The sequence below is a fragment of the Stenotrophomonas sp. YJH_SMC_8 genome, from assembly GCF_059371315.1.
Map to the genome: position 1 here is coordinate 21,089 of NZ_JCAFUL010000020.1, position 19,944 is coordinate 41,032.

Genomic DNA, 19,944 nt, shown 5'->3' on the forward strand with positions numbered 1-19,944 from the left:
GTCGACTAACAGTCGACTCTACCGGCCTGGCGTTCCAGCGTTGACGAGTCAGCCCGCTGGCAACCACACCGTCGCCCGCAACCCTGGCTGCGCATTCTCCAACGCCAACCGCCCGCCGTAGCTGGCGGCGATATCGCCCACGATCGCCAGGCCCAGCCCGCTGCTGCCTTCGCGCTCATCCAGCCGCACGCCACGCTGCACCACCTGCGCCAGCGCCTCTGCCGCAAGACCGGGGCCGTCGTCACGCACGTCGATGCGCAGCTGCCCTTCGTGGATGTCAGCGCCGACGCTGACCTGCTGCCGTGCCCATCGCCCCGCGTTGTCCAGCAGGTTGCCCAGCATCTCTTCCAGATCCGCACTGGCACCGGCGAACTGCAGCGCCGGATCGATGCCTTCCGCCGTGAACGCAATGCCGCGCTCGCCATGCACGCGTGCCATCAACCGGCACAGCGCCTGTGCGACAGTCGCCACGTCGGTGCGTTGGCGATTGTCGGCGGCCAGTCCGGCAGCCAGGTAACGGTCGACGCTGGCCTGCATGCGCGCACTTTGTTCGCGCACAGTGCCACGCCAATGCGCACCTTCGCCGTCGGCCTCGGTAGCCAGCACGCTCAGCGGAGTCTTCAGCGCATGCGCCAGATCCTGTGCACTGGTGCGTGCCCGCGCCACCATGCGCTGCTGGTGCTCCAGCAGTGCGTTGAGTTCTTCACCCAGGGGCGCGACCTCCGCGCCCAAACCGCGCGTCTCGATGCGCTGCGCATCACCGCGCCGCACCCGTTCCAGCTGTGCACCGAGGCGATGCAGCGGGCGCAGGCCGAAGTGCACCTGGCTGGCCAGCACCGCCAGCCACGCCGCAACCAGCACACCCAGCGCAATGGCGGTGCGCTGACGGAACGCGGCGACATCGGCATCCAGCGCGCTGCGGTCGGTGGCGACCACGGCCACGAACGGTTCGCTGGCGCGTGGCAGGCGCACCTGCTGCACGCGTGCGCGCAGCGATTGCTGCAGGGGGCCGGTCAGGTTGCGCGTGGCCGGGCCAATGGCCGTGGCGGGAAGCGTTTCATCCCACAGCGAACGCGACTGCAGCAGCACGCGGCCGTCGGCACCGGCGATCTGCCAGTACGCACCGGAGAACACCCGCTGGAAGCGCGCGTCATTCGGTTCCTGGCGCAGCTGCAGCTGGTTGTCGGGGGTGACTTCCATCTGCGCGACCAGGGTCAGCATGTCCTGCTGCAGTTCGTGGTCCAGCCGATCACGCGCGCTGCGCTTGAACAGTTCGCCCAGCAGCGCACTGGCCAGCAACGAGACCAGCAGCAGGCCGACGCCACCAGCCAGCAGCAGGCGCCGCCGCAGCGAGGGCTGCCGCGTCACGGTACCGCCAGCCGCCAACCCTGGCCGCGCACGGTCTGGATCAGTTCGGTACCGAGCTTGCGGCGCACGCGCCCCAGCAGCACATCCAGCGCGTTGGAGTCGGGATCCAGCCCGCCCTCGAACACCTGTTCGCCGAGGCGATCACGGCCGATCACCTGGCCGCTGTGGTGGATGAAGTAACTGAGCAGGCGGAATTCCTGCGGGCTCAGCGCCAGCGGCTGTCCGTCCAGTTCGAAGCGACCGGCGTTGACGTCCAGCTGCAGCGGCCCGCAGTGCAGGCGCGGGCTGGCGTGGCCATGGCTGCGGCGGATCAACGCGCGCAGGCGCAGCACCAGTTCGTCGGCCTGGAACGGTTTGGTCAGGTAGTCGTCGGCACCGGCGTCGAAGCCGGCCAGCTTGTCGTGCCAGCGCCCGCGCGCGGTCAGCACCAGAACCGGGAAGGTGCGGCCGTTGCCGCGCCAGCGCTCGATCACACTCAGTCCGTCCAGGCCGGGCAGGCCGAGGTCAACGATGGCCGCCTGCAGCTCCTCGATCTGGCCGGTTTCCTCGGCCTCGCGTCCGTCGGCAACCTGGTGCACCACGTAACCGGCCTGCTCAAGCAGGGGCACCAGGCGCTGCGCCAGCGCGGCATCGTCTTCGGCCAACAGGATGCGCATCAGTCGTCCAGCTCCGTCTTCAGCAGCTTTCCGCTGCGCGCATCATAGTCCAGCTCGACCACCACGCCGTCACCGCGCAGGATCTCCACTTCGTAGACGCCGTCGTCCAGCTCCACTTCCAGCAGCTGCCCCGGGTAACGCTTGAGTGCATCGCGCACCACGCTTTCCAGTGGCACGTAGCGGCCCTGCTGCACGGCACGACGCGCGACCTGCTGCGCCGGATCCTGCACGGGCGCAGCGGCGGACGGGGCGTTGGCCAGGGCCAGCAGCAGGGGCAGGGTGGCAAGCATCGCGGGCGTGTGAGGGAAGCGGACCAGGCGTGAGTGTGCAGCGGCCGACTAACAGCGGGCTAACAGCGCCGGCTAAGGGGCTGTTAACCACCCCGTGCATCGTGGCGTTGCCGGGATGGTCCGGCCATGAACACGAACAGGAGAATCCCCATGTTGAAGTCGCTTGCCCTCGCCACCGTCGCCGCCCTGGCCATCGTGCCGGCCGCTCAGGCCGCACCGCTGGGCATGGCCCAGGTTGAACAGACCCTGCGCAAGGCCGGTTACACCCAGATCCACGAGATCGAGCGTGATGACAGCCTGTGGGAAGCGGACGTGAGCCGCGCCGATGGCCGCTTCAGCGAGGTCTACGTGGACCCGAAGACCGGCGAGATCTTCGACGAGCACAACGGCCGCGCGCTGCTGACCACCGAACAGGTGCTGGCACGGGCACAGGCACATGGCCTGCGCGAGATCCATTCGTTGGAACGCGATGGTGCCACCTGGTCGCTGGAAGCGCGCAATGCCCGCAACCAGAAGGTGGAAGTGCGCCTGAGCGGTTATGACGGCCGCATCCTGCACAGCGAGCGCGATGGCTGGCTGGATTGATTCCAGATCCGGTAGATGCCGACCTTGGTCGGCATACGGGGAAGAAGCGTGTCGACCAAGGTCGACACCTACCGGGCATAGGCACCGGTAGTGGCCGACCTTGGTCGGCCCAGGCGCGGGTGCCAGCCCTTACCAGCCGAACGGCGGCGGGTAGTCCCAGTAGCCCGGCCCGCGGCCGTAGTAGCCACCATACGGGCCGAAGAAGCCCGGGCCCTTGCCCTCGCTCACGTGGATGTTGACGTTGACCCCGTGGGTCTTGCCCTCATCGGTGGTGTAGTTCTTGCTCAGGTTCAGCGTGGCGGCGTTGTAGTGGCTGTTGCCGCCATTCTTGGAATAGCCGATGCCGGTGGTGAAGCTGCCGGACACCTTGACCTTGTCGTCGGTCACGTCGGCGATCTTGGCGTCGTCGTGCACGCGCGGGCCGCTCTTGTCGCCGTAGTACGTGCCCGGCGGATCCTGTTTCAGGCTCGCATCGTTGAGGTAGCGCATCGGCGCCTGCGGCAGCGTCAGGTCCAGGCCGGCGGCCTGCGGCGCGGTGGCGCCGGCGGCAGACTGGGCCAGTACGGTTCCCGGCAGGGCTAGGCACAGCAGCAGGGTCAGGGGGCGGATCATGACGGCGCTCCAGCGGACAGGTGGCCACGCAACACGCGGCGGTACAGGCCGACGCTAGCAGGGACTGCTTGAATGATGCCTGTCGGCACCCGCTTGCGGTAGAGCCAGGCCATGCCTGGCTGCAGGTCACAACCGCCCGAACCCGAACAGCCCCGCCAGTGGATGCGTGCGCCGCTCGATCCGGGCCCGCAGCAGTTGCGCGCCGATCATCGAATAGGTGATGCCGTTGCCGCCGTAGGCCATGGCGAAGTGCACCCGTGGGCCCCATTGTTCGTGCGGGCCGAAGAACGGCAGGCCATCAGCGGTCTCGGCGAAGGTGCCGCCCCAGGAGAACGCCGGCACCGGGTCCAGCCGTGGGAACCAGCGCAGCAGCTGCTTCATCAGCTTGTCGGCCTTGCTCTGAACGCGCCGGTCGCGGCGGGCGGGGATGTCGATGGCGTCGTCCAGCCCGCCCACCAGCAGGCGACGGTCGCCGGTGGCGCGCAGGTACAGGTACGGGCGCGCGCTTTCCCACACCATCGTGGTGCGCAGCTGGCCCAGCACCTCGGCATCGATCGGGTCGGTGATGAAGGCGTAGCTGCTGCGGTTGCGGGCCACGCGCTGGTCGAGCCAGCGCTGGTTGGCATAGCCCATCGCCAGCACCACGTGGCGGGCGTGGATCGTGGCGCCGCCCTCGGTGAGGGCGCTCACACCGCGTGCGGTGGGTGTGAGCGTGTGCAGTACCGTGCGGTCATGCACCTGGCCGCCGCGACGGCGCATACGTTGCAGCAACCCATAGGCCAGGCGGTAGGGATCGACCCGCGCCGCCTGCCGGGTCAGCAGCGCACCGCCGGCGCCCACATCGAAGCGTTCGTGCAGTGCCTCCGGGCCCAGCCAGCGGGCATCCAGGCCGATGCCGCGACGGGCATCGCCCTCGGCCATCAGGCGCGGCACGTCGCGATGGCGGCTGGCCAGGTACAGGCTGTCCATCCGCTGGAAATCCACGTCCTTCAGGCCGCGCGCCACGCTACCCAGCGCCGGAATGGCCTCGGCACAGGCAAGGTAGGCCCGTGCGGCGGCGTCATGGCCATAGCGCTGCGCCAGGTCCAGCAGGTGCGTGTCGATCTCGTACTGCAGCAGCGCGGTGCTGGCAGCCGTGCTGCCCCAGCCGATGTCGCGCTGCTCGATGACCGCCACTTCCTGGCCGTGGGCGGACAGTTCGTCGGCGATCAGCGCACCGGTGATGCCACCACCCACCACCAGCACATCGCAGCGCAGGTCCTTTTCCAGCGGTGGGAAGGCGTGGATCAGGCCGTTGCGCACCGCCCACCACGGGTAGCCACTCTTCAGGTCCATGGGCGTGCGCGGCTCAGGCTGTCGGGCGACCGGTGTGCGGGGTGTGGATCAGTTCGGACAGATCGAAGCCCTGCAGGCGGGCAGTCGCCAGATAATGGTCCTGCACGGTGGCGTCCAGGCGCGGCTCGCGCGCCAGTAGCCACAGGTACTTGCGGTCCGGGCTGCCGACCAGTGCGACGCTGTAGTCCGGGGCGACCTGGATCACCCAGTAGTCGCCCTTGGCGAACGGCAGCCAGCGCAGGCCCTTGGGCAGGAAGCTGACCTCCAGCCGCGCGCTGTCGTTGTCCACGGCGCAGGCTTCGCCGCTGGCTTCCTCGACCTCGCCGTCCATGCGGCAGCGGTTGGTGACGCCGACGTTGCCGTTGTCGAGCAGGGTGTAATGCGCCGACACGTCGGTGCAGCCCTCCGGCTCGTGGCGCATCGGCAGGCGTGCGATCTCGTACCAGGTGCCCAGGTAGCGGGGCAGCTTGAGGCCGGCGACGGTCTTCAGCGGCGGGTGGTCGGTCATCGGCAGTCGTGGCAGGGGTGGGCCTCCACGATGCCGATGGCCTTGCCATGGGCGGGTGAAGCCGGGGCGATGGCCGTGTCCAGAACGTTCCGTCGCCGCTGCGGCGTGCCCGTTGTCACCGATGCGGCGGTATGCTGCCGCCAGCGCCGTGTTTTCCTGATCCAACCGAAGTGGAGGTGCCGATGTACCAGGTGATCCTGTTGAAGAGTGAATCCGCGTTCGCACGCGAGCAGTGGCCGCAGGTTGATGACCTGGTCGACTACGAGGGCGTCAGCTACAGCCTGCGTGCCGGCCCGCGCCAGCCACTGCCGACCGACCACGACTGGCACCCGGTGGCGGTGTATGCGCCCGATGAGATCACCGAGGAAGAGTTCCAGGACTGGTACGCGCTGCAGCAGCCGACGGTGGAAGAGCTGCGGCTGAAGTACTGATTCCGCCGGCGTGGCGTGCGGGCGCGCGGAAACGTGGGCTGGGTGAATCGACGGGGCGAATCGACGGGATAAACCGACGGGATGAACGGCGGGGCAAATTGATGGGGCAAACCGACGCGGCAAACCGATGGGGCAAATCGACGGGGCAAACCGACTGGGTAGAGTCGACTGTTAGTCGACTGCTCTTCGCTGGAAGCTGTGCAAAGCCCGCGCTGCGCGCGATAGTCGACTGACAGTCGACTCTACCCAGTCGATTCGCCCGGCCACGATCACCCCGCCGCAATCGCCAGGCCGTCATCACCCAGCGGCATCACCCCGCCGCCATCAACCCGTCGAAGCCCCCATCCACGCTGGTGTAGTCCTCCGCGCCACCATCCGGCCTTTACCGTCTGTGCCGTATAGTCGCGCGCAGGCGCGGTGGTCCGCGCGAAACGGTGTGGCTGGCGTGTCTTCTTTCCTGCGATCGATCCGTGCACGGGGGCCCTGGCTGGCCCTGCTGCTGTGCACTGCCTTCCTGCTGTCCGCACCGGTGCTGGCACAGGATGAGGACCCCACGCCGAAGCAGCAGCTGGCGGATATCGATGCGAAGCTGAAGGAAGTCGACCGCAAGCGTGGCGATGCCGCGGCCATCGAAACATTGGCCATGCTGTCCGAGGATGCTTCGAAGGCCCGGCGTGACGCCGAGGCGTTGGAAAAGGCGCTGCAGCCGCAAAAGGATCGCCTCGACGAACAGTTGGCGCAGCTGGGCACGCCTGCGGAAGGCACGACCGAGCCGCCGGAACTGGCAGCGCAACGACGCACCATCACCAAACAGCGCGACGGCCTGGCCGCGTCGGTAGCGCAGGCCAAGGCCAGTGCCGTGCGTGCCCAGCAGCTGGCGACCGACATCGACCAGCAGCGCACCGCGCAACGCACCGAGGAGCTGGGCCAGAAGGTCGCCTCGCCGTTGTCGCCTGCATTGTGGAGCAAGGTGGCCGAGCGTTTGCCGATCGATATCGCGCGCGTTGCGCCGCTGGCCGAGCAGGGGCGTGACACGCTGATCACCGGTATCCGCACCAATGGCTGGGGCACGCCCTTGCTGGGCCTGGTGGCCGCGCTGGTGATGATGTTCCCGCTGCGGTTGTGGCTGCGCCGCCTGGGGCGGCGGTTCGCCGCGTCCGACCGAGCGCCCGATGGTCGCCTGCGCCGATCTGGCCTGGCCATGTGGCTGCTGCTGGTGGGGACGCTGCTGCCCGGTTATGCGGTAGTGGTGCTGATGGCAGCATTGGATGCCGTTGATGCGATCGCGCCGCGCCTGCAGGTGGTGGCCGATGGTCTGGAAACCGCGACCTTCCGCGCTGCCTTCATCGCTGCGCTCAGCGCCTGCCTGCTGGTGCCCAAGCGCCCGTCATGGCGATTGTTGAACCTGGACGACACCGCTGCGCTCAAGCTGCGCAAGTACGCCTGGGGCGCGGCGGCACTGGCCTGGCTGAGCACGGTGCTTGTGGCGATCGATCAGGCCACGCGCACCAGCGATGTGACCACCGTGGCGCTGGATGGCCTGATTGCACTGACCTACCTCGGCCTGATCATGGCCATGCTGGTGACGCTGGCGCGCCTGCACCGGCGGCAGACCGCCGAGGCCGAAGCCAAGCTGGAAGCGCAGGCCGACGGGCAGGGCCCGAGTACGCCGGTGCGCCGCAGCAGCTGGCTGGTGCTGGCGCGCGTGGCAGGCAACATCGCGGTGGTGGCAGCGATCATCGCCACGCTGCTGGGCTATCTGAATTTCGCCAAGTTCGTGAACCAGCAGCTGATCGGCGGCAGCATCGTGGTGCTGGCGGCGACGCTGCTGTTCAAGTTCGTCGATGACCTGAGCACCTGGATGCTCAACGCCGACAGCAAGGTTGGCCAGACCATCCTGCTCAGCACCGGCCTGAGCGTGTCGCGGCTGGAGCAGGCCGGCGTGCTGCTGTCGGCAGCGCTGCGTACGGTGGTCGTGCTGCTTGCACTGCTGGCGCTGGTGGCGCCGTTTGGCAACATCGGTGCGGTGGTGGAGCGCTTCGCTTCGTTGCTCACGACCGGCATTCCGCTGGGCGGAACCACGCTGAAGCCGATGCGGATCGTGCTGGCGGTGGCCGTGCTGCTGGCCGGCCTGGCGGTGACCCAGCTGGTGCAGCGCTGGTTGACCGACACCTACCTGCCGAAGACCGAGCTGGACCTGGGGGCGCGCAATTCGGTCAGTACCGTCGCCCGCTACCTGGGCATCATCATCGCGGTGATCTGGGCGCTGACAGCGATGGGACTGGAACTGACCAAGCTCGCGCTGCTGGTCAGTGCATTGTCGGTCGGTATCGGCTTCGGCCTGCAGGTGATCACCCAGAACTTTGTTTCCGGCCTGATCCTGCTGGCCGAGCGCCCGGTGAAGATCGGCGACTGGGTGAAGCTGGGCGACCAGGAAGGTGACATCCGCCGCATCAGCCTGCGCTCGACCGAGATCCAGGTGAGCGACAAGTCGACGCTGATCGTGCCCAACTCCGAGCTGGTCACCAAGACCGTGCGCAACATGACGATGGGCAACAACCAGGGCCGCATCCAGATTCAGTTCGCGGTACCGCCCAGCACTGATGTCGGCAGCCTGCGCGATGCGTTGCTGCAGGCCTACGCGGCGCATACCAACGTGTTGAAACAACCGGCGCCCACGGTCTACATCGACAGCATTGCCGGTGGCCAGATCACCATCAACAGCTTCGCGTACGTGGCCAGCCCGCGGCAGGTCTACGCCACCCGCAGCGATCTGTACTTCAGCCTGCTGCAGATCCTGGCCGAGCGGAACATCCCGCTGTCGACCCCGACCGATATCCACATCACCCGCGATTCGCAGGAGTAGGGGTTGTTTTGCAGGGCTGCGCCCTGCACCCGCCGAAGCAACGGCCGAAGCAACAGCCGAAGCAACAGCAACAGCAACAGCAACAGCGTGCATTCCGTGGGATGGCGGGGTGGGTCCGGTTGCGGGAGACGCCGTAAACCCATCCATGGGGGCTTGGCCGCGGCATCCATGCCGCGGACACTCCCGCAACCGGACCCACCCCGCCTTCGACAGTTTTCCGCGATCTGTTGGAAATGCTATTGGGGTCAGATCCGTTTTCCGGAGGAAAACGGATCTGACCCTATTTTGATTTTCGATATCTGACAGATTGTGTCGACCAAGGTCGACACCCACCAACAGCACACGGAATCTGTCAAAGGTGGGGCGGTGTGGGGTGGCAGGACCGTTGGCGCCATGGATGGCGCCATCGAGCCCCCAAGGACGGGTTTACGGCGTGTCCTGCCACCCCACACCGCCCCGCCATCCCACGGAATGCGCGCTGTTGCTGTTGCCGTTGCTCCGGTTTGTAGCGGGTGCAGGGCGCAGCCCTGCAAATAGCCCTACCCCCGCGGTCGGCTGCGCGAGGGCACCAGTGCGAACGTATCCACCGCCAGCTTCTCGGCATGGTTCAACCACGCGCGGATCTCCAGATCATCCACTTCGTGGTCCAGCCCGAACGACACGTTGATCTTGCCATTGGCATCGGGCTGCACCCACTGCTGGGCCAGCACCACCTTGCGCTGCGATGACACCGCCTCGATCCAGAAACCGCGATCCGGACGCGTGCTCGCCACCAGCTGCAGCATGTACTGGCCGGCACGGGTACGGCGGCCCTTCTGCGTGATCATGTGCGCCTGGCGCACGCTCGGGCGCGGGCCCTGGAACGCATCCAGTGGCGCATCCACGGCGATGCCGCCACGCAGGTCGTTGTCGCGGTACAGCTTGATGCCGTTGTCACGGTTGACCAGCAGGGCGCACCAGTCGCCGTCGGCCGAGCCGTCCTCGAACGCGGTGCAGCGATCGACATAGGCCAGGGTGTTGTCCGGGTCGGCATCATCGAACTGGCGCGACGTGTTCTCCAGGTACACCGATTTCAGGCCCCAGTCCTTGTCGTACTCCAGCAGCACCGGTGGCTGCACGTGCTGCAGGCCGACCACCACCTGGTCGTCGCCGTCAATCTTCAATTCACGGGTCGGTTCGCCCAGCCACAGCGAGCGGGCGAACGCCAGATACTGTGGATAGTCGCGGCCACCGTCGCGGTGCGCGGCCACGCTGGCGCTCGGTGCGCGCTTGTCATCCAGCAGCGAGCGGCCAAAGCCCATGGTCTGCAGGTTCGGGTCGAGCAGGCTGAGCAGGGTGGCGCCGGAATCCAGCGTTGAACCGTCTTCCACCGCCAGCTGGCGAGGCGCCACGCCGTCGCCGAGGAACAGCAGCAGGTTTTCGCGCTGCTGCTTGGCCAGCACATGGCTGAGGTCGTTGGGCATCGCCAGATGATCGGAAGCGATCACGATCAACGTGTCCTTGCCATACGGGCTGGCCTGGATGCGTTCAACCAGCTGCGAGATCAGGCGGTCGGTGCACTTGAGTGCATTGAGCAGGCCGATGTTGCCGTACTGGCTCTGGTAGCGCTCGCCCTTGCACGACACCGGCAGATGGCCGGCCGGGTGATGGGTATCCATCGTCAGCGTGGTCAGCATGAACGGCGAGCCGGCACGCGAGAGCTGCTCGAAGCGCTGGTAGGCGGTGTCCAGCAGCACGTCATCGTGCACGCCCCAGGCCGAGTAATGGATGCGGCCGATCTTCTTCTGCTGCTTGAACCAGGCCAGGTCATGCACTTCATCGAAACCGTGGCTGGCCAGGAACTGGCTCTTGCCGGCGAACTGGCCGTTGGCACCGCCCAGATAGTGGTTGGTGTAGCCCTGCTGCTTCAGGTAGTCGCCGAGGCACACCGCCTTGGGCAGGAAGCTGCCCATGCGGTCCATGCTGTTCTCGTCGCCCTGCGAGGTGGTCAGCGGCACGCCGCACATTGACGACACCAGGCCGGCGATGGTCCAGCCGCTGCCTTCGGCCGAGGCCAGGCCACGCACGTCCAGCGACTGGGACGCCAGGCGGTTGAGGTTGGGCATCAGGCCGGGAAACACGGCCTCGTCCAGGTAGGTGCGTTCCAGGCTTTCGCCATAGATCCAGACGATGTTGCGCGGACGCTGCAGTGGCTGCGTCGGCACCTGGTACTCGGGTGCGATGCGGGCGAAATCGACCGGCCGCAGCTGCTGATACATGCGCTGGCCGTCGCGGGCCAACGGGCTGAACATGATCGTGGCCACCCATACTGCGGTGAAGCCGGCAAACCAGGCACCGCCATGGCCGGGCCGGCGCCAGCGTTTCACCCGTGTGGCGAACAGCGGGAGGAGCGAGACCAGCGCCAGCACGATGAAGCCAGCGATATAGCCCTTGAAGTCGGAGATGCCGGCGCCTTCCATGTCGGCGCCCAGGTGATAAAGGGTGGCGGCATTGAGCCCATCGCCGGACAGCTTGTCGATCAGCCACCATGCACTGAGCGTGAGCAGCAGCAGCGAGAACGCACTGGCCTTCCACCACACCCACTTGTCGGACGCGAGGAACAACCAGCACAGCAGCAACAACGACAGCAGCAGTATCCAGAGCATAGGCAGCTTCGGCAGTGACGGGGTGGTGGTGATGGACGTCGTACCGACGCGTGTCCATCCGACCGGTGCTGCCGCAAGCACATGCATGTGACAGGCCGATGACCCGATAGTGCATGCACGAACCTGACTGAAATGTTTGTTGAAATGACGCGCGCGGGATCGCGATCAGAAGGTAAAACGAGCGTGAAAGGCTCCGTTGGATTGCATTAAAAACCGCGTGAATACGGGTGTTTTCCTTGATGCGCTAGCGATGCCCGCGCTCTTCGCGTGCCCGTGCACGACGATCGAACAGCAATGCACTGGTCACGATGCCAAGGCCGAGCACCACGCCGATGAACAACAGAATCAGCGCAATGAGCGGGTAGCCGAACAGGTGCCAGCCGGTGTCGATCTTCATCATCATTGCCGCGGCCATGATCAGTGCCGCGCTGATGATGCCGGCCGCCACGCGGTTGGCGATCTTCTGCAGATTCTCCATCAGCCGCGATTCCTCCAGCCCGGTCACCTTCATCTGCAGGCGGTTTTCGGCCAGCAGCGCCATGATGTCCGAGAGCTTGCGCGGCCCATCGCGCAGCAGCTGCTGCAGCTCCATCGCCTCGCTGGCGATGTTGGCCGCGGACAGTGACTTCTTCAGGCGTGCGCGCATCACGTGCTGCAGCTGGCGCTCGACGATGCGACGTGTTTCCAGCTCCGGTGCCAGCAACCGGCATACGGTTTCCAGGTTGAGCAGTGCCTTGCCCAGCAGGCTCAGTTCCGGCGGCGTGCGCAGCCCGCAGGCGGTGGCGATGCGCACCATGTCCAGCACTACGCGGCCTTCGGAAAAAGTGCCGCTGGCGGCGTAACGCGCGATCAACTGGCCGGTCTCGCGCAGATAGCGTTCCTCGTCGAACGCCTCCAGCCGCGTGCTGATGCTGATGAGATCATCGGCCACTTCCTCGCCACGGCCATCGACGGCGGCGAACAGGATCTTCAACAGGCGCTCGCGCAGGCGCGGCGGCATGTGCGCGACCATGCCCAGATCGAAGATCGCCAGCCGGCCATCGGGCATCACCCTCAGGTTGCCCGGATGCGGGTCGGCATGGATCTCGCCATGCACGAAGATCTGGTCCAGGTAGCCGCGGATCAGCGCCGCCGCCAGCGGATCCATCGACTGTTCGGTGCGGCGCACATCGGGAATCGCGTCCACGCGCACGCCGGTGGCCAGTTCCATGGTCAGCACGCGCTGGCTGCTGTAATCCCACAGCGGCTGCGGAATCCACAGGCGGCGGAACGGCTTGAGGTGGCGGCCGAAGCGGGCCAGGTTCTCGGCCTCGGCGTGGTAGTCCAGCTCCTGCATCAGGGTCTTGGCGAACTCGTTGAGCCAGTCGCGCAGGCGCACACGGCGGCCGACCTGGGTCAGGTGGTCGGCGGCCAGCGCGAAGCTGCGCAGCGCCTCCAGGTCCGAGCGCAGCTGTGCAGCGACTTCAGGCTTCTGCACCTTCACCGCCACCTGGCGTCCGTCGTGCAGCACCGCGCGATGTACCTGCGCGATCGACGCACAGCCCAGCGGCTCGGGATCGAATGAGGCGAACAGCTTGTTCACCGGTGCGCCCAGCTCCTGCTCGACGATCGCATGGATGCGCTCGACGGGAATCTCGGCCACCTTTTCCTGCATGCGCTCCAGGGCGGTGGCAAACTCCACCGGCACCATGTCCGGGCGCGTGGACAGCATCTGGCCCAGCTTGACGAAGGTCGGCCCCAGCGCTTCCAGGTCGCTGACGAACTGTTCCGGGTTGCCGTCTGCGGGAACGTCGGCCGGATTGCCTGCGGCATCCAGGTTCATGCCCGAGAACACGCCTGAATGGCGATAGCGCATCAGCAGGCGCAGGATCTGGCTGCGCCGGCTCATGCCTTTGACCAGCGGAGGATTGCCATTGGCGGTGGGCGGGTTGCTCAAGCGGGACTCCTTGCGGACGACGGCCGGTAGCGCCGGGCCATGCCCGGCGAAACGGGATCACGCTCCAGTCTGGCCGGGGCGGGGTCGTCACGTGGTGAACCCGATCTCTTCCGCAGTCAACGCCGAATCGGTCAGAATCCGCTCATTCCCTTTCTTGGACGCCCCATGGCCGGTGCCAGCCTGTTCGCCCTGCTCGACGATATCGCCTCCCTGCTCGACGATGTCTCGGTCCTGACCAAGGTCGCGGCGAAGAAGACCGCCGGCGTGCTGGGCGACGACCTGGCGCTGAACGCGCAGCAGGTTACCGGGGTCAACGCCAACCGCGAACTGCCGGTGGTATGGGCAGTGGCCAAGGGCTCGCTGGTCAACAAGGTGATCCTGGTGCCCGCAGCATTGGCGATCAGCGCGCTGGAGGCCTGGCTGCACAGCCGTGGCTGGAACGTGCCGCTGATCGTGCCGCTGATGATGATCGGCGGCGCGTTCCTGTGCTTTGAGGGCGTTGAGAAACTGGCACATCGCTTCCTGCATTCGTCCGATGACGATGCCGAGCGCCAGGCCGAGCGGCGCAAGGCGCTGGCCGACGCGCAGGTGGACATGGTGGCGTGGGAGAAGGACAAGGTGAAGGGCGCGATCCGCACCGACTTCATCCTCTCGGCCGAGATCATCGTGCTGACCCTGGGCGTGGTCGCCACCGCACCGTTCACCAACCAGGTGGTCACGCTGGCCGTGGTTGCACTGGCGATGACGGTCTTCGTCTATGGGCTGGTGGCGGGCATCGTCAAGCTCGACGACGTCGGCCTGTACCTGTCGCGCAAGGGCGGCGCCATCGCTGCCTTCGGCCGTGGCCTGGTGGCCTCGGCACCGTGGCTGATGAAGTTCCTGTCGGTGGCCGGCACCATCGCCATGTTCCTTGTGGGCGGCGGCATCCTGGTGCACAACGTGCCGGCGCTGCACCACGCGGTGCAGGCGATGGGGGGCGAAGGCCCGTGGGGCTGGCTGGTCAGCGCGGTGGGCAACATGGTGGTCGGCATCATCGCCGGCGCCATCGTGCTGGCGGCGGTGACCGGGTTCCAGAAGCTGCGCGGGAAGTAAGCCTGTAGACCCTCGGGGTCAGATCCCTTTTCCGTTGGAAAAGGGATCTGACCCCATTCCACGATCACCCCGCCTGCACCCGGTTCTTGCCCTGCCGCTTGGCGGCATACAGCGCGTCATCAGCGCGGCGCAGCAGGGTCTCGGTATCGTCGCCGGGCTGCCATTGCGCCAGCCCAGCGCTGAAATGCACCGGCACGCGCTGGTCCTGCACGGTCAGCACGCGATGTGCCAGCGAACGCTGCAGGCGCTGCACGGTGGCCATGCTGTCGGCGCCCTGGGTTTCCGGCAGCACCAGTACGAATTCATCGCCGCCCAGCCGCGCGATGCCGTCGGTGGCGCGCAGCAGCAGCTTGCACACGGACACCAGGTGCTGCAGCAGCGCATCGCCGCCGGCATGCCCGTGCGCGTCGTTGGTCTGGTGGAAATCATCCAGGTCGATCACCGCCACGCCCAGTGGTGAGTTGTTGCGCGCGGCGCGCGCCAGCTCGCGCTGCAGCAGTTCGTCCAGGCCGCGGCGGTTCAGTGCCTGGGTCAACGGATCGATGCGTGCCAGGTCACCGGCGGCGCGCAGCTCCTGCTCAAGCTCGGCAATACGTTGCTCTGCACGTTCCACTTCCTGCCGCGCATTGGCCAGGTGATCGCGGGCCTGTGCAGCCTGCTGCTGGACCTTGCCGGTGTCGCGCATCACGTCCTGCAGCAGCTGGTTGAGGTCGGCGATGCTGCGCGCTTCGCGCAGCTGCAGCGCGTAACTGCCGATGCGGTCGTGGTATTCACCGGTGCTGGTGGCCATGCCATCCATGCGCTCGATGAACTCGCCCATCAGCCCGCGCATCGCGGCCTTCGAATCGTCGATGCCCTGGCGCAGCAGGCCCTGCTTGTAGATCACTTCGCGCAGCTCGGCGCGGGTTCGCTCGACGGCCTCGGCCTCCAGCGGCCCGTCCAGCAGCTGGCGTACCGCGGCGATCTGGCCCTGCAGCCAGCTGCGGTCGTCCAGCAGCTCGCTCACGTTCTCCAGCAGCAGCGCGAACAGTTCCAGCAGCAGTGCCTGCTGCTCCTGCCAGCTCTCGGCGCGCACGCCGACCTGGTGGCCGAGCTCGCGCACGCCCTGTTCGATCGGTTCCAGTGCCGTGCCCGGCTGCCACTGGCGCAGGCGCATGGCCAGCGCCTGTGCCTGCTCGCGCAGGTCCGGGTCGTGCTGCAGCAGGGCTACCACCGCCCCACCCAGCAGCAGCCGCAGCTGCTCGGACAGGCGCAGGCTTTCCGGCTGGCCGTCCGGCGAATGCTGCTCGATGGTGCGGATGTACTTGTCGATCAGCTGCCGCATCGCGCGGCCGTAGCGCGGCCAATCGGCGCTGGCCTGCGCCGATTGCAGGCGGTCACCCATGTCACCCAGTTCGCCGGGCAGCGTGGCCATGCCGTTGGCGAACGCCGCCAACAGCGGTTCCGGCGCGTCTGCGCCTGCGAACAGCTGCTGCAGGGCCACGCCACCGCCGCCCTGCAGCACCACGCGGTCACCCAGCCCATCGTCCACCACCGCACGCACGCGTGCCGGCGGCCCAAGGGCAGTACCGGGGGCAGGGCGGTGGTCGGGCTGGTCCGTCATGGAGCGAATCCTGGGGCTGGCAGGGGCAGGTTCCAGCATATCGGCGCGGCTGCCGATGGCTTGAACGGCTACGATGGGCGACAGGATGCCGCAGTGGAGGTGGTGATGCGCGTGATGTTGCTGGGGGCGACCGGCCTGGTCGGCGGGCTGACCCTGTCCCGGCTGCTGGACGACCCGCGCTGCAGCGCTGTGGTTGCCCCGACCCGCCGCCCGCTGGCGTTGACCCACGGGAAGCTGGAGAACCCGGTGCTGGCCTTCGACGCGTTGCCCACTTCGCCCGAATGGGCGCGCGTGGACGCGATCATCTGCGCGCTCGGCAGCACCATTGCCCAGGCCGGCAGCCGCGAGGCTTTCCACCGCATCGACCATGACTACCCGCTGGCGTTCGGACAACTCGCACAGGCACAGGGCGCCCGAACCTATGTGCTCAATTCCGCGGCCGGCGCCAACCCGCAGTCGTCGATCTTCTACAGCCGGGTGAAGGGCGAGCTGGAACGCGATCTTCGTGCGCTGGGCTTCAGTTCGTTGACCCTGGTCCGCCCAGGGCTGATCGGGGGCGAGCGCAACGAGGTCCGCCGCGGCGAGCGCTTGGCACTGAAGGTACTCGGCGTGCTGGGGCCCGTGTTGCCACGGGCATGGCGGATCAACCCAGCGAGCGAAATCGCCAAGGCACTGGTCGAGGCCGCGTTGGCCCCGCAACCGGGTGAGCACGTGGTTGCATCGAGCGCGCTGGTCGGCTGATGTCACGTGCGCTGCGCCTGACCCAGTTGCTGCGGCTGCTGCGCCGTCATCGACGGCCGGTGGCCGGGCAGGCGCTGGCCGAAGCGCTGGGCATCAGCCTGCGCACGCTGTACCGCGATATCGAGACCCTGCGCGAGCAGGGCGCCGATCTGCGCGGTGAGGCCGGCGTCGGCTACCAGCTGGCGCCGAGCGATACCCTGCCGCCGATGACCCTGCCACCGGCCGAGATCGACGCGCTGGTGCTGGGCCTGCGCTGGGTCGCGGCCCGCACCGAGCCTGCGCTGGCCGAGGCTGCGCGTGACGCCCTGGCGCGTATCGCGCACGTGTTGCCAGCAGCGCGTCGGGAAGCCTTGCGTGACAGCGGCCTGCGCGTTGGCCCTTCGCGCGCTGCGGCCAAGGTTCCCGCGGTTCGTCTGCAGGCAGTGCGTGAAGCGGTAAGTGCACAGCAACGGCTGCAGTTCGGCTATCAGGACGCGCACGGCCAGCGCACCGAGCGCATTGTGTGGCCGTTCGCGCTGGCCTACTTCGATGAAGTACCGATGCTGGCGGCGTGGTGCGAGGGCCGCGAGGACTTCCGCCATTTCAGGCTGGACCGCATCCGCCAGGTGCGCGTGCTGGAGGATCACTACCTCGTGCCACGCGCCACCCTGCTGCGGCGCTGGCAGAAGGCGCAGGGCATTGCACCCGACTGGCTGGATCGCTCATAGCCACAGCAACAGCGGGGAGCAAGGGGTGTAGAGTCGACTGTTAGTCGACTATCGCGCGCAGCGCGGGGGTTCAAGCAGGCTGAAGGAAGAGTAGTCGACTAACAGTCGACTCTACCGACGGTCGACTATCGCGCGCAGCGCGGGGGTTCAAGCAGGCTGAAGGAAGAGCAGTCGACTAACAGTCGACTCTACCGACGGTCGACCATCGCGCGCAGCGCGGGGGTTCAAGCAGGCCGAAGGAAGAGCAGTCGACTAACAGTCGACTCTACCGACAGAAACTGTCAGCAGGCCCATACCACCATGATCGCTCCCAACAACGGAGCTTCCCCATGTTCAAGCCCAGCACCCTGCTGCAGTACGTGCGCGACGTCGCCACCAGCGCCACCTTCTACAGCGGCATCCTCGACAAGCCGCCGGTCGAGCAGTCGCCCGGCTTTGCCCTGTTCCTGCTCGGCGATGGTGCCGCGCTGGGCCTGTGGCAGCGCGATGACGTGCAGCCACCGGTGTCCGCGCAGGCCGGTGCCGCGGAACTGGCGATGGTGGTCGCCAACCCCGTCGCCGTGCAGCAGACGCACGATGCGTGGCGCGCTCTCGGTGTGGAGATTCTGCAGGCGCCGGTGACGCTGGAGTTCGGCCACACCTTCGTCGGAGCGGATCCTGACGGGCACCGCCTGCGCGTCTACAGCCGCGCCGAGGGCATGGTCGCTCGCGATTGATCGCAGGCATTTGGCAGATCCACGCCATGCGTGGATGCGGGCACAAAAAAACGCCGGGCAGTGCCCGGCGTTTCTCCAGCTCATGTGCCAACCAAGGTTGGCACCCACCGATCAGCTGGCCAGCGCCAGGTCGTCCATCATCGCGCGCAGGAAGCGTGCGGCTTCGCCGCCGGTGGCTGCGCGGTGGTCGAAGGTGACCGACAGCGGGATCACCTTGTGCGCTTCCACGCCGCCCATCACCGGAGTCATCTGGTGGCGGGCACGGCCGGCACCGACGATGGCCACGCACGGCGGCACCACGACCGGGGTCGCGTAGCGACCGGCGAACATGCCGAAGTTGGACAGCGAGATGGTGTAGCCGCTCAGTTCCGAGGCGGCGATCGAACGCGATTCGACCTGCTCGCGCAGGCGGTTGACGCCTTCACGGATGCCGCGTGCGTCGAGCATGTCGGCGTTGCGCAGGGCCGGCACGAACAGGCCGTCGTCGGTGTCCACGGCGATGCCGATGTCGACCTGCGCGTGCAGGGTGCGGGTCAGCGCTTCACCGTCGAACCACGCGTTCATCGCCGGCACCTTCTGCGCGGCCACCACGATCGAACGCACCAGGCGCGCGGTGACGTCGTTGCCCGGCAGCCAGGCGTGGATGTCGGCGTCGTCGTTCAGCGTGGTCGGCACGACCTTGCTGTGCGCGTCGGCCATCACGCGGGCCATGTTGCGGCGCACGCCCTTCAGCGGTTCCGGCTGGCCCTTGGCGACCACGCCTGGCGGCTGGGTGCGCATCGGCTTGCCAGCGGCAGACAGCGGGGTGCGGGCTTCGCTCTGCACCGGGGCAGACACCTGCGCCGGGGCCGGTGCGGCATACGCGGCGGCAGCGACCGGCGCCGGAGCAGCGCCGAGCTTGGCGCTGCCGTTGGCGGCGGCCTGCTTGACGTCGGCCATGGTCACGGCGCCATCGGTGCCGGTGGCCGGCACGCGGCTCAGGTCCACGCCCAGCTTGCGCGCCATCGCACGCACGGCCGGCACGGCCTTGACGCCACCGACGGCCAGCGCCTGTTCGGCGTGCACGGCATTGGAGCTCTGCATCGCGCCGACCACGGTACCGGCGTCATCGCGTTCGGCAGCGGCGGGCTTGGCTTCTTCCGCAGCGACCGGCGCAGCCGGCAGCGGCGGCGGGGTCGGTGCGGCTGCCGGCGCGGCCGGCGCTGCGTGGCCATGGCTGTGGCCGGTGTCCTGGCCATCAGCGCGCTGCGGCAGGTTCGGGTCCAGTTCGAAGCTGGCCAGCACCGAGCCGGTCGGGATGATGTCGCCGGCGCCGCCGGACAGCTTCAGCACCTTGCCGGAGAACGGCGAGGGCACTTCCACCACGGCCTTGGCGGTCTCCATCGAGACCAGCGGCTCGTCCAGCTTGATCACATCGCCTTCCTTGACGAACCACTCGACGATGGTCGCGTCCGGCAGGCCTTCGCCCAGGTCGGGCAGGTTGAAGTTCTTGGTCTGGCTCATTTGCAGTTCTCTTCCAGCAGTTCCAGTTCGCGGGCCGGCAGCCAGCCCGTCGCGCCATTGGCGCGCTCGGACCACCACCACCCACCGTGTTCGTGATGAAGCTTCACCATCTCGCCGCTTTCCACATCCAGCTCGCGGGCGTCGTAGTCGCACAGTGCTTCGGCGCGACCCTCGTCCAGCAGCTGCAACCAGGCGATGGGCGCCCATCCAGCGCGCCCATCGTTGGTGCGTACCCAGGCAAACGCCGGCCATTCCTCGTCACGGACACCTACTTCGACGATCTGGCCGGTGTGGAACCGGAGCGGGTTGGGATACTGGCTGCGGTAAGCCCCCAGAAGGCGGGCCCGCAT

General features: G+C 67.5%; 17 protein-coding genes and 1 pseudogene. 7 read left to right on the top strand and 11 right to left on the bottom strand.

The features are described 5' to 3' along the window. Positions 1–48 precede the first annotated feature (48 nt). Genes AC5P88_RS18445 through AC5P88_RS18455 form a run of 3 tightly spaced genes read right to left on the bottom strand, consistent with a single transcriptional unit; the run spans position 49 to position 2,314 of the window. On the bottom strand, positions 49–1,368 hold the full coding sequence (locus AC5P88_RS18445; RefSeq protein ID WP_495225719.1) for a sensor histidine kinase: 1,320 nt from the start codon (positions 1,366–1,368) through the stop codon (positions 49–51). Then, positions 1,365–2,024: a response regulator transcription factor gene (locus AC5P88_RS18450; RefSeq protein WP_495225720.1), complete on the bottom strand. Its 660-nt coding sequence runs from the start codon at positions 2,022–2,024 to the stop codon at positions 1,365–1,367. The genes AC5P88_RS18445 and AC5P88_RS18450 overlap by 4 nt, the downstream gene beginning before the upstream one ends. Beyond that, complete coding sequence (locus tag AC5P88_RS18455; protein WP_099484169.1) at positions 2,024–2,314, bottom strand: PepSY domain-containing protein; 291 nt, start codon at positions 2,312–2,314, stop codon at positions 2,024–2,026. The genes AC5P88_RS18450 and AC5P88_RS18455 overlap by 1 nt, the downstream gene beginning before the upstream one ends. A 150-nt stretch (positions 2,315–2,464) precedes the next feature. Between AC5P88_RS18455 and AC5P88_RS18460 the strand changes: the two genes are divergently transcribed. After that, positions 2,465–2,899: a PepSY domain-containing protein gene (locus tag AC5P88_RS18460; protein WP_043034271.1), complete on the top strand. Its 435-nt coding sequence runs from the start codon at positions 2,465–2,467 to the stop codon at positions 2,897–2,899. A gap of 129 nt (positions 2,900–3,028) precedes the next feature. Here the strand turns inward: AC5P88_RS18460 and AC5P88_RS18465 are convergent, their stop codons facing one another. The 3 genes from AC5P88_RS18465 to AC5P88_RS18475 all read right to left on the bottom strand — a co-directional run bounded on the left by AC5P88_RS18465 (position 3,029) and on the right by AC5P88_RS18475 (position 5,354). After that, entirely contained in the window at positions 3,029–3,511 is a 483-nt protein-coding gene (locus AC5P88_RS18465; protein ID WP_043034272.1) for a hypothetical protein, read from the bottom strand. Between the two features lie 126 nt (positions 3,512–3,637). Then, entirely contained in the window at positions 3,638–4,846 is a 1,209-nt protein-coding gene (locus AC5P88_RS18470; protein ID WP_495225721.1) for an NAD(P)/FAD-dependent oxidoreductase, read from the bottom strand. Between the two features lie 13 nt (positions 4,847–4,859). After that, entirely contained in the window at positions 4,860–5,354 is a 495-nt protein-coding gene (locus tag AC5P88_RS18475; RefSeq protein ID WP_049460278.1) for a lipocalin family protein, read from the bottom strand. 182 nt (positions 5,355–5,536) lie between these two features. On the opposite strand from AC5P88_RS18475, the gene AC5P88_RS18480 reads away from it, so the two are divergent. After that, on the top strand, positions 5,537–5,785 hold the full coding sequence (locus tag AC5P88_RS18480; protein WP_006474562.1) for a hypothetical protein: 249 nt from the start codon (positions 5,537–5,539) through the stop codon (positions 5,783–5,785). Between the two features lie 436 nt (positions 5,786–6,221). Then, entirely contained in the window at positions 6,222–8,651 is a 2,430-nt protein-coding gene (locus tag AC5P88_RS18485; RefSeq protein ID WP_495225722.1) for a DUF3772 domain-containing protein, read from the top strand. Positions 8,652–9,190: 539 nt separating this feature from the next. Here AC5P88_RS18485 and AC5P88_RS18490 read toward each other — a convergent pair. Together AC5P88_RS18490 and AC5P88_RS18495 are read right to left on the bottom strand one after the other, a co-directional pair. Further along, positions 9,191–11,296: a phosphoglycerol transferase I gene (locus AC5P88_RS18490; protein WP_495225723.1), complete on the bottom strand. Its 2,106-nt coding sequence runs from the start codon at positions 11,294–11,296 to the stop codon at positions 9,191–9,193. 244 nt (positions 11,297–11,540) lie between these two features. Then, positions 11,541–13,190 (bottom strand): annotated as a pseudogene (locus AC5P88_RS18495) (ABC1 kinase family protein); the annotation flags it as partial. Between the two features lie 207 nt (positions 13,191–13,397). Between AC5P88_RS18495 and AC5P88_RS18500 the strand changes: the two are divergent. Continuing rightward, positions 13,398–14,324 (top strand): DUF808 domain-containing protein, encoded by a 927-nt coding sequence (locus tag AC5P88_RS18500; protein ID WP_106551354.1) that lies wholly within the window; start codon positions 13,398–13,400, stop codon positions 14,322–14,324. A gap of 64 nt (positions 14,325–14,388) precedes the next feature. Here AC5P88_RS18500 and AC5P88_RS18505 read toward each other — a convergent pair whose 3' ends face one another. Then, positions 14,389–15,927: a GGDEF domain-containing protein gene (locus AC5P88_RS18505; RefSeq protein WP_495225724.1), complete on the bottom strand. Its 1,539-nt coding sequence runs from the start codon at positions 15,925–15,927 to the stop codon at positions 14,389–14,391. 105 nt (positions 15,928–16,032) lie between these two features. On the opposite strand from AC5P88_RS18505, the gene AC5P88_RS18510 reads away from it, so the two are divergent. From AC5P88_RS18510 to AC5P88_RS18520, 3 genes are all read left to right on the top strand, one after another. After that, on the top strand, positions 16,033–16,668 hold the full coding sequence (locus tag AC5P88_RS18510) for a Rossmann-fold NAD(P)-binding domain-containing protein (protein WP_174842257.1): 636 nt from the start codon (positions 16,033–16,035) through the stop codon (positions 16,666–16,668). Further along, the gene (locus AC5P88_RS18515; protein WP_495225725.1) at positions 16,668–17,375 is read left to right on the top strand and encodes a helix-turn-helix transcriptional regulator; all 708 of its coding nucleotides are present in this window, start codon (positions 16,668–16,670) and stop codon (positions 17,373–17,375) included. The genes AC5P88_RS18510 and AC5P88_RS18515 overlap by 1 nt, the downstream gene beginning before the upstream one ends. A gap of 329 nt (positions 17,376–17,704) precedes the next feature. Beyond that, positions 17,705–18,091, top strand: coding sequence for a VOC family protein (locus AC5P88_RS18520; protein ID WP_495225726.1), 387 nt, complete (start codon positions 17,705–17,707; stop codon positions 18,089–18,091). Positions 18,092–18,202: 111 nt separating this feature from the next. Here AC5P88_RS18520 and AC5P88_RS18525 read toward each other — a convergent pair whose 3' ends face one another. Further along, the gene (locus AC5P88_RS18525) at positions 18,203–19,594 is read right to left on the bottom strand and encodes a dihydrolipoamide acetyltransferase family protein (RefSeq protein ID WP_286074396.1); all 1,392 of its coding nucleotides are present in this window, start codon (positions 19,592–19,594) and stop codon (positions 18,203–18,205) included. After that, positions 19,591–19,944, bottom strand: coding sequence for an SH3 domain-containing protein (locus tag AC5P88_RS18530; protein WP_005411349.1), 354 nt, complete (start codon positions 19,942–19,944; stop codon positions 19,591–19,593). The genes AC5P88_RS18525 and AC5P88_RS18530 overlap by 4 nt, the downstream gene beginning before the upstream one ends.